General features: G+C 53.5%; 14 protein-coding genes. 11 read left to right on the top strand and 3 right to left on the bottom strand.

The window, feature by feature from the left end; genetic code table 11:
- Nucleotides 1-459: 459 nt before the first annotated feature.
- The 9 genes from AACY50_RS13955 to AACY50_RS13915 all read left to right on the top strand — a co-directional run bounded on the left by AACY50_RS13955 (nt 460) and on the right by AACY50_RS13915 (nt 9,187).
- On the top strand, nt 460-1,350 hold the full coding sequence (locus AACY50_RS13955; RefSeq protein WP_339420495.1) for a substrate-binding periplasmic protein: 891 nt from the start codon (nt 460-462) through the stop codon (nt 1,348-1,350).
- Nucleotides 1,351-1,406: 56 nt separating this feature from the next.
- On the top strand, nt 1,407-2,228 hold the full coding sequence (locus AACY50_RS13950; RefSeq protein ID WP_339420496.1) for an amino acid ABC transporter ATP-binding protein: 822 nt from the start codon (nt 1,407-1,409) through the stop codon (nt 2,226-2,228).
- An 11-nt stretch (nt 2,229-2,239) separates the two neighbouring features.
- The gene (locus tag AACY50_RS13945) at nt 2,240-2,911 is read left to right on the top strand and encodes an amino acid ABC transporter permease (RefSeq protein WP_339420497.1); all 672 of its coding nucleotides are present in this window, start codon (nt 2,240-2,242) and stop codon (nt 2,909-2,911) included.
- 10 nt (nt 2,912-2,921) lie between these two features.
- Nucleotides 2,922-3,587 carry an amino acid ABC transporter permease gene (locus AACY50_RS13940; protein WP_339538715.1) on the top strand — a complete coding sequence of 222 codons (666 nt, stop codon included), beginning with the start codon at nt 2,922-2,924 and terminating at the stop codon, nt 3,585-3,587.
- Nucleotides 3,588-3,609: 22 nt separating this feature from the next.
- A complete protein-coding gene (dapA, locus tag AACY50_RS13935) occupies nt 3,610-4,491 on the top strand; it encodes a 4-hydroxy-tetrahydrodipicolinate synthase (protein ID WP_339420499.1) in 882 nt (293 codons plus the stop codon).
- 106 nt (nt 4,492-4,597) lie between these two features.
- The gene (locus tag AACY50_RS13930) at nt 4,598-5,884 is read left to right on the top strand and encodes an NAD(P)/FAD-dependent oxidoreductase (protein ID WP_339538714.1); all 1,287 of its coding nucleotides are present in this window, start codon (nt 4,598-4,600) and stop codon (nt 5,882-5,884) included.
- An 8-nt stretch (nt 5,885-5,892) separates the two neighbouring features.
- A complete protein-coding gene (locus AACY50_RS13925; RefSeq protein WP_339420501.1) occupies nt 5,893-7,374 on the top strand; it encodes an aldehyde dehydrogenase family protein in 1,482 nt (493 codons plus the stop codon).
- A 12-nt stretch (nt 7,375-7,386) separates the two neighbouring features.
- Nucleotides 7,387-8,409 carry a proline racemase family protein gene (locus AACY50_RS13920; protein WP_339420502.1) on the top strand — a complete coding sequence of 341 codons (1,023 nt, stop codon included), beginning with the start codon at nt 7,387-7,389 and terminating at the stop codon, nt 8,407-8,409.
- Between the two features lie 67 nt (nt 8,410-8,476).
- The gene (locus AACY50_RS13915; protein ID WP_339420503.1) at nt 8,477-9,187 is read left to right on the top strand and encodes a GntR family transcriptional regulator; all 711 of its coding nucleotides are present in this window, start codon (nt 8,477-8,479) and stop codon (nt 9,185-9,187) included.
- A 339-nt stretch (nt 9,188-9,526) separates the two neighbouring features.
- Here AACY50_RS13915 and AACY50_RS13910 read toward each other — a convergent pair whose 3' ends face one another.
- Entirely contained in the window at nt 9,527-9,727 is a 201-nt protein-coding gene (locus tag AACY50_RS13910) for an MFS transporter (protein WP_339420504.1), read from the bottom strand.
- A gap of 367 nt (nt 9,728-10,094) precedes the next feature.
- Here AACY50_RS13910 and AACY50_RS13905 point away from each other — a divergent pair, with 367 nt between their 5' ends.
- Nucleotides 10,095-11,099 (top strand): metallophosphoesterase, encoded by a 1,005-nt coding sequence (locus AACY50_RS13905; RefSeq protein WP_339420505.1) that lies wholly within the window; start codon nt 10,095-10,097, stop codon nt 11,097-11,099.
- Complete coding sequence (locus AACY50_RS13900; RefSeq protein ID WP_339538712.1) at nt 11,053-11,454, top strand: hypothetical protein; 402 nt, start codon at nt 11,053-11,055, stop codon at nt 11,452-11,454. Before AACY50_RS13905 ends, AACY50_RS13900 begins: the two co-directional genes overlap by 47 nt.
- 89 nt (nt 11,455-11,543) lie before the next feature.
- Here AACY50_RS13900 and AACY50_RS13895 read toward each other — a convergent pair whose 3' ends face one another.
- Nucleotides 11,544-12,368, bottom strand: coding sequence for an inositol monophosphatase family protein (locus AACY50_RS13895; protein ID WP_339538710.1), 825 nt, complete (start codon nt 12,366-12,368; stop codon nt 11,544-11,546).
- A gap of 79 nt (nt 12,369-12,447) precedes the next feature.
- Nucleotides 12,448-12,918 carry a hypothetical protein gene (locus tag AACY50_RS13890; RefSeq protein WP_339538709.1) on the bottom strand — a complete coding sequence of 157 codons (471 nt, stop codon included), beginning with the start codon at nt 12,916-12,918 and terminating at the stop codon, nt 12,448-12,450.
- Nucleotides 12,919-12,969 lie beyond the last annotated feature (51 nt).

The raw sequence follows: 12,969 nt of genomic DNA, 5'->3' as shown, positions 1-12,969 counted from the left end.
GAAACAGGCTGGTCTGGCTGCGAGACTCTCCTTGGATGTAAGCCATAACGAAAAATGCTCCGTATCTTTCGATACGGAGCATTTTCATTGAGCGCTGCGCAGATTGCTAGGTTTTCACACAGTCTGTGAGAGGGCCCTTTTTTGTGGGTGTCCAAACTTCACACCCTGCATCCGCATCCCAAGACCGAAAAAACTGTACGACCTGTCTCCCGAGCGTCGGTCTCTAAAATTCTGGCTAACGCTCCCATTGGCCATTGATCAATATCTTGAATTTCGCCCTCCCGCATTGGCTTCCGCGCGTTTGCATCCCCTAACGACACCTAGCGCGATTCAGCGCCAGGCGTCCGACCGTCAATCACTCCATAGCAAAAATTTCAAAAGCGCTGTTGACACATCAATTCGTTCAAAACTACTCTGCATACAGCGCTGCATACATGACGGCGCGCTCAGCTTTAACGCTTGTACCTTTCTGCCCAAGAAAAATTAAATATCGGTGAGGTCAACATGACACGGCTCCTTTCTTCCCCCCTCCGCAAACTGCTCGTAGGTGTTTCTTTTCTTGGCGCGTTGTTAGCCCAGGCGCCTGCGAACGCAGCTGATTCAACGCTTTGGCAAGGCATTCAGAAAGCAGGTGTGCTGCGTTGCGGGGCAGCAGTGGCTGCACCGTACGTCATGCGCGATGCACGCTCCGGGCAATACAGTGGGTACTTTGTGGATCTGTGCCGGGACTTCGGTGAGAGGGTGCTCAAGGTCAAGGTCGAGTTCGTGGATACGAACTGGGACAACCTGGTGGCGGGGCTTCAAGGCGGTAAATGGGATCTGGCGATGGCGCTGAATCAGACTCCTGAACGCGCGATGGCGGTGACCTTCTCGGTACCCGCAACCGACTATCAGATATCGCTTCTTACCAACAAAGATAATCCCAAGTTTGCGAGCGCGGGGAACGCCGTTGCGGACTACGACAAGCCGGGAGTATCGATTGCTGTAATGTCTGGCACTGCGGCAGACAAAGCCATTTCCGCGGTTGTGAAGAACGCCACAATCATGCGGTTACCAGGCATGGATGAAACACGCATGGCGGTAATGTCCAAGCGCGCTGACATACTGGTCGATGCCAGCGATACGAATCACCTCTTCGCCATCGCCAACCCGGACTGGACGAAGGAAGTAATGCCGGTTCCCGCTCTGGCGAAGCAAGGGGTTGCGTTTGGCCTGTCACGCAACGCCACGCCATCAGACCTGCAAGTGTTGAACATCTATCTCACGCAACGCCGAGAAACCGGGGAGATATCCGCCCTGGTTGATAAGGCTTCTGCGCTCGCCAACGCTGGCGATAAAACCCCTCAGTAATTTTTTCGACGATCCCGAGAACGGCTTTGATTTAGCGTTCTCCTGGAGACAGTTCTATGACCGCTCCTTATCTGGTGGCTGATCAGCCACAGAATTCGCTCACCCTAAATTCGGCTAAGGGCGACTTTATCCAGTTGCGAGATGTGTACAAATCGTATGGCGAAGGCCTAGTGGTGATGGATCACCTGGATCTCGATATGCGTTCCGATGATCGGCTGGTCATCATTGGCCCGAGCGGTAGCGGTAAGAGTTCCTTGCTGCGAGTCATGATGGGTCTTGAAAGCATTCAAGGGGGCGAGATCTCCTTCCAGGGCAAGCCTTACATTGATGGTTCAACGCGTGGAGCCGGCAAGCCTTTAGATGCAAAGTTGCAGGCTCAGGTAGGGATGGTCTTTCAGCACTACACCTTATTCCCGCACCTTTCTGTATTGGGCAATCTGATTCTCGCGCCCATGAAGGTACAAGGCCTTTCTAAAGCTCAAGCGACTGAAAAAGCGCGCGTGTTCCTCGCTCGACTTGGTCTCGAAAGCAAACTGAATGTTTATCCGAGTCAGCTTTCAGGCGGGCAAAAGCAGCGAGTGGCAATCGCCCGCGCCTTGATGCTGGAGCCCAAGCTGATGCTTTTCGATGAGGTGACCTCGGCGCTCGATCCGGAAATGGTCACCGAAGTGCAGAGCGTGATGATGCAATTGGCTGAAGAAAAAATGGCCATGATCATCGTTACTCACGACATGCACTTTGCCCGCAGTATCGCTTCTCGTGTGGTGTTCTGCGCCAACGGGAAAGTCGTCGAGCAAGGGCCCCCAGAGCAGATTTTTACCAAACCCAAGGAGCCGCGTACTCGCGAATTCCTGGAAAAAGTCTTGCACCTGGATTGAGGCTAGCGTCCATGAATTATGAATTCGATTTTCATTTTCTGACCGGTAATTACGGCGTGCTCTGGGATGGCCTGAAGGTCACTTTACAGCTTGCTTTGATATCGAACGTTGTGGGCCTGGTACTGGGGTTTGGTCTTTGTCTGCTGACGCTGAGCAAATGGTTCTTCATCCGTTGGCCGGCGCAACTGTTCATTGAGTTCTTTCGTTGCACTCCGGCACTGCTGCAGATCGTGTGGTTCTTCTACTGTTTGCCGATGCTGTTCAACGTGTTCATCGACCCTATCACCATGGGCGTGCTTGCCCTGGGCCTGAATCTCACCGCGTTCAATGCTGAGGCGTATCGGGCAGGGGTACAGGCTGTTCCAAGGGAGCACGAAGATGCCTGTGTAGCGTTAGGCCTGCGTCCGTGGCAGCGAACGATCTATGTGATTTTGCCGCAGGCGTTTCGAACCGCGTTGCCGGTGTTGATGACCAATGGCATCTCCATTCTTCAGCAGAGTGCGCTGGTCGCCATCGTCGCCGTTGCCGACCTGATGTACGTGGGCAAGAGCATTGCCACAGAAGCCTATCGACCGCTTGAAACCTATTCACTGATTGCCTTGATCTACTTCGCTCTGTCACTGCCCATCGCGCAATTGGTGCAGTGGATCGAACGTCGTCAGGACACTGCGCTCGCGCGCTGAGGAGATCTTCATGCAGCTTGATTTTACGGTGGTCTTTTCATACTGGCAGGTCTTAGCAAAAGGGCTCGCTTTGACGCTGGCCTTCACGGTCAGTTGCGCGGTGCTGGGTAGTGTTTTCGGCTTTCTCTTGAGTCTTCTGCGGCTCTCAAAAAACCGCTTTATCAGCATTCCCACTGGGCTTTACGTCGAGCTCTTTCGCGGTACGCCATTGTTGATCCAATTGTTCTGGATCTTCTTCTGCCTGCCTGTGGTGTTCGGCATTTCTGTACCGCCATACGTCTCGGTGATGTTGGCATTGAGCCTGTACATGACGGCCATTACCAGCGAGACATTTCGTGGCGCGCTGAAATCCATTCCCAGTGAGCAACACGATGCCTGCACAGCCTTGGGAGTCGCCAAGTGGAACAAGGTGCTCTACGTCATCTTCCCGCAAGCGCTTCTGCGAGCAGTACCTCCGCTGCTTTCCAACGTGGTGAGCCTCTTCAAGGAGAGCGCACTGATTTCATCTGTCGGCATCGCTGACCTGATGTTCGTAGGGCAAAACATTTCGAACAGTACCGCACGCCCGGTGGAGTTTTTATCGGCGGTGGCGGTGATCTATTTCCTTGTGGCGTTCCCCCTGACCCGACTGGTTGGGGTGGTCGAAACCCGGATGCTCAAACGCTACGCATACTGACAATCACACTGGAGATTCTCCCATGCAACAACTTAACGGCATCATGCCAGCCCTGGTGACCCCATTCGACAAAACCGGCGCAGTCGATTACGACGTGTTGGCCTCCCTGGTGGAATATCAAATCAAGCAGGGTGTAGGCGGCCTGGTACCCTTGGGTTCAACCGGTGAATACTACGCTTTAACCAATGCAGAGCGGCGCCAAGTCATGGCCACCGTTCGAGAGGTCGCCAATGATCGCGTCATGCTGATTGCCGGTGCGAATGGCTCATGCACTCGCGAGGTCATTGAGCAGGTCAAGCAGGCGCGGGATACCGGATACAGCAATTTGCTGATTGCTCCGCCGTACTACGCGATTCCGACTCAGGATGAACTCATTGGTCACTACAACGCCATCCTTGATGCGGTGCCTGACGTGAACATCGTTTTGTACAACTACCCGATACGCACTAACGTCGAGGTGGGTTACAGCGTTATGGAAGCGCTCAAGGATCATGACCGTGTCATTGCCATTAAAGAGAGCGCAGGAAACTTGCTGCGCGCCATCGAAATCGATGAGCGCTATAAGGGGAAAATCCAGCTTTCGTGTGGTTCTGACGATCAGGCTTTGGACTTCTTCCTATGGGGGGCCACCAGCTGGATCTGCGCGCCTGCGAATTTCCTGGCGCCGCAAATCGTGGCGTTCTATGAAAACTACGTCAGCGGGCAACTCGCGGGTGCCCAGCAAATCGTGCGCTCGCTATTTCCGCTGATGAACAACCTCGAAAGCGGCAAATTCATTCAAAAGGTCAAGTATGGTTGTGAGCTCGCTGGCTTCAATGTGGGCGTAGCGCGCATGCCGTTGCAGCCACTGACCACTGAAGAAAAATCCGAATTCCGCAGGGAGTTCGAAAAGCTTCAGGGCTGATATTGATCCCGCATCGGCGATAAGCGCCGATGCGGATTTTTCGGTCGCTGATCAATGTCCATTGATGGACTCATGCCTGCAGGTTCTGCGCTAATCGAGAGTCTTTATGATCACTATGCAACCGCCCACCCATCAGACCATCAATGGCGAAGCAGCCGTCGTTATTGGCGGTGGCATTGTCGGGGTGTGCTGCGCTTTGTATCTGCAACGCGAAGGCTATCAAGTCACGTTGGTCGACCCTCAGGCGCCGGGTGACAGCACTGCCAAGTGGAGTTGCGGCCAGATGGCGGTGAGTGAGGTTATTCCTCTGTCCAAACCGGGGATTCTTAAAAAAATACCGGCCTGGTTGCTTGATCAAAAGGGCCCGCTGGCGCTTCGACCAAGCGCTCTGCCCGGGATCCTGCCTTGGTTTCTGCGCTTTGTTTCTTGCGCTCGTCATTCGCGTATCGTCGAAATCGCCAATGAGATGGCGACATTGACTCACCATGTCTACGAAGACTACGCACCATTACTGGAGCGATGCGCTGACAAAACGTTAATGGGCGAACGTCCAATCATTGAGGTATTTGATACCCCTGAGGGATTGGCCCAAGAGGGGCCCCATATGGATCTGCGCCGATCCTTGGGCTTCAAATCCGAAGTGCTGGATCGTGCGGCGATATCGGATCTGGAACCTGCATTGGCTGGAAAATTCAGTCACGGGTTGTTGTTTCCTGATTGGCGAGCGGTCAGTGATACCAAGGGATTCATCGCCGCCCTTACAGAAAGTTTCATCGAGCAGGGCGGTGTCCGTGTACGTGGCCAAGTCGAAAAAATAGACGAAGTCTCTGACCGTGCCAGCGGTATTACTTTGGTCAATGGAGAGCGTTACAAAGCTGACCACGTCGTCATCTCGGCGGGCACTGGTTCAAGTCAGTTTTTCTCGCAGATTGGCGGATCAGTGCCACTTGCTGGCATCGCTGGGTACCAAGTGTTGTTACCCCACTCGGGCGTAGAAGTACGCCACTCGGTTATCTATGCCGACGGCGGATTCTGTATTGCGCCGATGACTCGTGGTTTACAAATTGGCGGCACCATCGAGTTCTCAGGCCCGAACTCCGAGCCGAATTTCAAGCGTGCCGAAATCATTCTGGAAAAGGCACGCAAAATTCTTCCGCAGCTAAAACTCGACGAAATCGAATACGGCATTGGTTATCGGCCTTTTCTGCCGGACACAAAGCCTGTGATTGATCGAAGCTCGCGCCTGAAGAATGTCTTCCTCGCGTTCGGCCATGGCCAGCTAGGACTGACACTCGGGGCAACGACTGGACGCCTCATCACCGACATGGTCACCGGGCGCCAACCCGCACAAGACTTGACTCCTTTCAGCGCCAAACGCTTTGCGTTCAACTGAGGTTCCTTATGAAATCCTACGATCATCTTTACATCGACGGGCAATGGGTGAAACCTGCCCTGGGCGGGACTTTCGCAACCATCGATCCCAGTAATGAATCGGTCATTACGCACGTTGCTGCAGCCACCGCACCAGATATAGACCTGGCAGTAAAAGCGGCACGAAGAGCCTTCGAGGAGGGGCCTTGGCCGCAGATGGCCGGTGCCGAAAGGGCAGTTGTTTTACGCCGCATCGCAGCGGGTATTCGGGAGCGCTTGGAAGTTCTTGCAGAGCTCGAGGTACGTGACAACGGCAAACCCTTTCCCGAAGCACAGTGGGATATTGGTGATACGGCTGGGTGCTTCGATTTCTATGCCGACCTCGCGGAGGAACTTGATGTTCAGCGAGAGATGCGCATCAACCTCACGGATGAGCGATTCAGCTGCATAGCTCGCAAGGAGCCGATGGGTGTGGCGGGGGCGATCATTCCCTGGAACTTCCCGATGCTGATGGCCGCCTGGAAGGTGGCACCTGCTTTGGCCGCTGGTTGCTGCATGGTGCTCAAACCATCGGAGCTCACACCTTTGACTGCACTGGAATTGGCTGACATTGCACATGGGGCTGGGCTGCCGGCAGGTGTATTGAACGTGGTAACTGGCTTAGGGCCTGATGCAGGCGCTCCCCTGAGTGAGCATCCAGGCATCGATAAATTAGCGTTCACAGGCAGTGTTCCAACCGGCTCAAAAATCATGCAAGCCGCTGCGCGTGACATCAAGAATATCAGTCTCGAACTGGGGGGTAAGTCGCCTTTCATCATTTTTGATGACAGCGACATTGAGGCAGCTGTCGAGTGGATCATGTTCGGCATTTTCTGGAACCAGGGACAGGTGTGCTCGGCGACTTCTCGCGTCCTGGTACAACGGAGCCTATATGAGCCTTTGCTGAAGCGCTTAGTCGAGGAGACGAAAAAGCTCAGCATTGGCGGTGGATTGAAGGATGGGGTTCTGCTCGGGCCCTTAGTCAGCAGCGGTCAGTACGACAAGATTTTGCAAGCCATTGCGCGTGGCCAAGAAGAGGGCGCTGCTCTGCTTTACGGTGGCACCAGACCTTCGCATTGCGAGTCCGGGTATTTCGTGAATCCCGCCATCTTTGCCGATGTGCCAGTCGATAGCTGGATCTGGAATGAAGAGATCTTTGGCCCGGTGGTTTGCGTACGTCCCTTCGACGATGAAGAGGAAGCGCTGAAAAGTGCCAACGATTCACGCTTCGGACTAGCAGCGGCGGTCATGTCGAAAGACCTGACTCGCGCTGAGCGGGTCGCGCGCCACCTTCGAGCCGGTATTGTCTGGGTTAATTGCTCCCAACCGACGTTCACCGAAGCACCCTGGGGTGGCTACAAGCAAAGCGGTATCGGCAGGGAGTTAGGGGAGTGGGGGTTGAATAACTACCTCGAAACCAAACAGATCACCCGGTACGACAGTGAACAACCGTGGGGCTGGTACATCAAGTAAGGGGAGGGCGCCATGCGCTGGAAGAAAACGCTTCAATTGGTCGACGTGCATTGCGAAGGCGAGATCGGCAAAGTCATCACGGGCGGTGTCCTCGACATCCCCGGCAAGAGCATGCTCGACAAGATGAATTACATTAACGAGGTCGACGACAGCCTTCGTCGCTTGGTGGTGCTGGAGCCGCGCGGATGCCTGCAGATGTCGGTCAATCTGTTGTTGCCGCCGACGCGACCTGAAGCCCATGCAGGCTTCATAGTCTTGCAGGCTGACAAGGCTCATCCGATGTCAGGCAGTAACTGTATCTGCGTTGTCACGGCATTGCTTGAGCTTGGCATCCTACCGATGGAAGAGCCATACACGACCGTTGTACTGGATACTCCCGCTGGACTGGTCACCGCGCGTGCGCAATGTGCAGAGGGTCGCTGTATCAGTGTCTCACTGGATATGGTGCCGTCGTTTGTGGAGCATCTAGATGCTGTTATACAGACTGACGAATTTGGCCCCATCAAAGCGGATATTGCCTTTGGCGGTGTGTATTACGCCCTGATTGATGTTGATCAGGTCGGGCTGAGTATCGAGCCCGGTAAGGCTCGAGAACTTGCGGATGCGGGTGTGCGCTTGAGAGGCATCGTCAACGAGCAGGTATCCGTGAAGCATCCGCTGATCGATAGTCTGAATGAGGTTGCGTATGTGATGTTCCGCAACCGTATCGATCAACTTACTTGGCAAACCTGTACGACATTGCCCCCTGGTCGCGTAGATCGCTCTCCATGCGGTACTGGCAGCTCAGCGAACCTGGCGACCCTGAGCGCCCGTGGGCAAGTGACACCAGGCGATAAACTGATCTCTCGCTCAACTATTGGAGGCGAGTTCAAGGTCGAGCTGCTTGGTTTCACGGAAGTTGGAGATCGGGCGGCAGTGCTGCCTCGAATAACCGGGCGAGCCTGGGTGTATGGCATGCATCAAATCGGCGTCGACCCTGATGACCCTCTGGCCGAAGGGTTTATGTTGAGTGACACTTGGGGCGAGGGTTTCTAACCAGGCTATGGCTGGTGTTAGTCTTACACTCGGTCAAACGACCAGCCAGTACGCTGAGAGCAACTCAATGAGCAACGATACCGCTGAGACGAACGGAAGCATCAAACGCCATGGTGGGCGTTATATCTACGAAGAGCTTCGTAAACAAATTCTAACGCTCAAGCTGAAGCCCGGATCCCCGCTGGATGAGGTGTCGTTGGCCGCACAGTTCGGGCTTTCTCGTTCTCCGGTAAGGGATGCGCTAGCGCGCCTCATCAGCGAGGGACTGGTAACTATCCTGCCCAACAGGACAACGCTGGTAACGCCGTTTGAAATTGAAGATTTTCCAAACTATATTTCGGCGCTTGATCTCATTCAGAGAGCCGTCACGCGGCTGGCGGCGACTCAGCACAACGCTGAGGATCTAGAGCGGATACGCGCGGCTGATGCTGTCTATCTCGATGCAGTGACTTCTGGTGATTTCCAGGCGATGTCGGAGACGAACAAAGCCTTCCACATCGTAATTGCCGAGGCCGGTAAGAATCCCTACTTCATCAGCTACTACGAGAAGCTGTTAGGGGAAGGGCAAAGACTCGCACATTTGCACTTTGACTTCATTGTCAGCGCCGCTAGCACTACCAAGCGTTTGGGACGTGACCATGACGAAATCATCGAAGCTATCGCTGCTCGCAATCCTGACGCAGCTGAACAAGCCGCGCATGAGCATACGATGCTTTTTCAGAGCCGTTTCCTCGCTTATATGCAGCAGAACCTGACCCAAGCTGTTTCGGTGAGATAGAAAACTTTGTGTATTTGCTCCGAACGACGGCTATGAGCTGGTTACCTTCGAGCATTGGCTGACCTAGTGATTCTGGTTTGATTACAAGAGAAGGCCCGCCAAGGCCTTTTTTTATGGATTTTTATTGAGTTTGCGCGCAACTCTGGAACTTTATTCAGCATGTCGGGGCGGCGTCTTCTACCCGCCACTTTGGCAAGATATGAACTTTATTCATATGCGAATTTCCATTTGCCCGCCACCTCAAGCCGGGAAGTTGGATGTGAAGACATTGACCCAGACCTCCTTGCGCCGCACCAAAGGTGTCCCACGAGATTGGTTTTGAAGGTCGTACATCCACCACTAGGCAGTGCTAGCGGCTACTCGATGACTCAGTGGCTTTTGTCTAGCAGGGTCTCCAAGCCACACCATCAAGAATGTCCCAACCAAAAGAATTGCGGCCACTGCGAAGAAGGGCATTGAATAGCTATGGGTTGCATCTTTTATTAAGCCAATCACGAAAGGGCCAGTGAAACCGCCGAGGTTGCCAATTGAGACGATCACTGCAAGACCACCAGCAGCAGCGCGACCAGTGAGGATCGTTGAGGGAATGGCCCAGAACGTCGCTTGGAACGAAAGGATGCTCGCGACCGTTAAGCAAAGGCAGGCAATCTTCAGTACTGGATGTTCGATTAAACAACTTATTCATGGTTCTCCCGATGCACGTTTCAGTCCCAAATCTTATAGTCCGAGTTATCTGGCATGAGAGTCTTCCTTGAAAATGATGCACAGAGCCTAGTACATCCCAGCGTCGCCTCAAACGGAATAGGGCAGGGTAGGTTCGATAGAGACCAATCATGTCACCTGACGAGTGAGTACAATGGAGCTACCAATCAATTCATCGGCGGTAGTTCCGGAGTTATGATCCCAAATGAAGCAGGCGGTTTTGCATCTTCCCAAAAACGATCTAGGTCGTGATTTTGTAGTCGGCGATATCCACTTCAAAACCATCGAGCTCCACAAGGGGCTTCGTGCGCTCGGCTTTGACAGTGCGATTGATCGGGTCATCGCTGTAGGCGATCTGATTGACCGTGGGCCTGGGATGCTGGATGGCCTAAAACTGCTCGGCGAACCTTGGTTCTACAGTGTCCAAGGCAATCACGAGCAGATGCTGATAAACGCTTACCGTGAGAACCCACAAGCACGCTACAGCTCCCACGGCGCGGGATGGTGGTCTACTATCGCCGATGAGTCGAAAGGAATGGTGATCGAAAGGCTGGAACGTCTCCCGACCGCCATAGAAATTCAGTCCGCACGTGGCCTGGTGGGTGTAGTTCACGCCGATGTGCCGGCAGGAATCTCTTGGCAAGAGTTCGTTGGGAGCCTGGACAATGCTCAGATTGAAGAGATCGCTCTGTGGGGCAGGGAACGGATCATCAAGCATTATCGTGACGGCATTCCAGGCATCTGGAGAGTTTGCTCGGGACATACTTGGATTCCGAAACCGCTGAGACTGGGGAATTTTCTCGCGCTTGACTGCACTGGAGGAGGCGACGGCCCTTTGGCAATCTACTGTGTCCAAGAAGACATTATCTATGTTGATGGGCGTCCTGTGTCGCTTGATAGCGCGGAGCGCATTTCAGAGCAGCTGCAGGAGCTCGAGAATGTCATCAGTCAGCTTAAGACAGAAGTGAATGGCAACAGATTGATTGAGTCACAGAGCCTTAGCCAAAAGGCTGAAGCGTTGGCCAAGCAGGCAAACTCATCGTGGATCACCATGAGAGATGAGGACGCTGAATCTGAGAAGCTCATTAACGCGTTGCACGGGCTTAGCTTACTTACGGGCGAGCGCAGAGGTGCCAAGCTTGATGAGCTGAAGGCTAGGTACAGTGGAACGCAGACGGAACAGCTGCTTCAGCGGCTTTTTGGCGCCTGATTTACTGCTCTGGGCATCACAAAATGGATCTTCAGGACGCTCTCGCCACACAAACCGAAAATATATTTTTCCCGCCCCCTTGAAAGTAAAATTTCAAACCGGAGACCTTATATTTGAAAACAAACAAAAAGCGACGTTCTCCAAAAGTCTCCCGTTTTTTTGGCCTGCCTTGAGCTGTGGGGCAATCGACCCGATTGCCTTGCTGTTGCTCTATGGGCTTGCGCTCTTTTTGCTTTTGATCTTTTGGCTTCTGTTTTCGGTTTTCTCTGCGTTGGAATGCATGATGGAGGGCGGCGAAGCCAGTGTTGTGTATGCTGATCGCACCTTTGTGACGTCAGTCGCGGCTAATTTTTGATTCCAAAAGACACCGAATTTTTTTGAAAAAACTGGCAAAATGCGGTCTCCAATGCGTACGTAATGATCCCTCCGGCTTTGCAGAGCGCCCTAGTTCGCCGACGTCTCAAAAACTTTGGCCCAGTCGCGACTCACGAGTTCAGAACAAGCATTGGGTGCTCCGCCAAAGCATTGTTGGCAAACCCTCAACATTTCCACCTCAGTACGATACTGAATAGGGTTTCCGGATTCGTCGACCAAAACGCCTTTGGCACCAATCAGCAATGCATGCCCCGCGACTACGTCATGGGCTGACACGGGATACAAAGAAAGTCCACAAACGCCGTCACCAGCAGCGACTTTTGCCAATCTGTATGCAATGGATGGCATGGGGTAAAAACCTGCCGGCGCACAGAGCTCGCGATTGGTCTGCGGTTTGTTGTCAGCAGCAGCGCTCACCATCACCATGCTCTCCTTCGAAAGCACCTGTTGCGAAAGGTCGACATAGATCGGGGCTCCATTCCTAACCAAGTGATCCATACCTGCGGCCCAGCTGATGCTATCTGCCTTCCCATGCGGAGTTAATGGCGCATGCACCACACCCAAGACAGGTTGAAGGTCATGAAGTAGTCCTACCGAGACAGCCGAGCCCGACAGTCCCTTCAGAAAATCACTTGTACCGTCATTCGGGTCAACCACCCAGCAGAAGGAGTTGCCGGAAAGTACGTGGCCGGTCTCTTCACCCCACCAATCGCATTGCAAAATTTTTAGCAACTCCTCACGGAGAAATACCTCAATTTCGACGTCGATTTCAGCTTTATCACCGTAGCCCCTACGGCCTTCCGGACGGACACATTCCTCGGCCAATAACACACCCGCCCGCTCCACAACTTTGATCACCTGGGGAAGAATCTGCTGCAGTTGTGTATTGATCATGGCGACCTGACGAGCTAACGGGCGGAGGAGTGAAGGGTGATACCTTGTCCCTAAGCAAATAGACAAGTCTCCTACCATCTTACAGGAGCTGCGAACCAAGCCATCGACTGAGACGATCACCTTGAACGTTTTCCAGCTTGTTGATGGCACCTCCGAGCATTCCGACCATGGCATCTAAATCATCATCGTCCGGAAACCACTCGGACAGCTCGACATTGCAAAACTCTGAACGGCTGAACACCCATTTGAGAACCATATCCCCCGTCGCGCGGAAATGGTCAGCCATATAGATCTGGCGATCGATCTTCCACCCCCGCAGTTCTAGTTCATCGGTAGCGTTCAAGATACCCGTGTCACCAAAGCAAAATCTCGTGTCGGGGTAGTGGATACCAGCAAGCGACACCTTCGCCTCACCGACCTCGCTGTTCCAATATGCTAGGTAGTGCCATCCACCCGAAGTGATGTGAGGCCTCGGGAAATTTATGGCTGCCTTGCCGGTGATGAAGTGCTCGTAGGTAACCCTACTTAGGTCAAGATCGAAATTACGCATTACTTAACCTCTTGGGCTTCCAACCATGTGGCACACCCGCAGGCGTTTCCG

Source organism: Pseudomonas sp. RA_15y_Pfl2_54, from assembly GCF_963971015.1.
Taxonomy (GTDB): Bacteria; Pseudomonadota; Gammaproteobacteria; order Pseudomonadales; family Pseudomonadaceae; genus Aquipseudomonas; species Aquipseudomonas baetica_A.
This window is presented reverse-complemented; position numbering and strand designations above follow the sequence as displayed.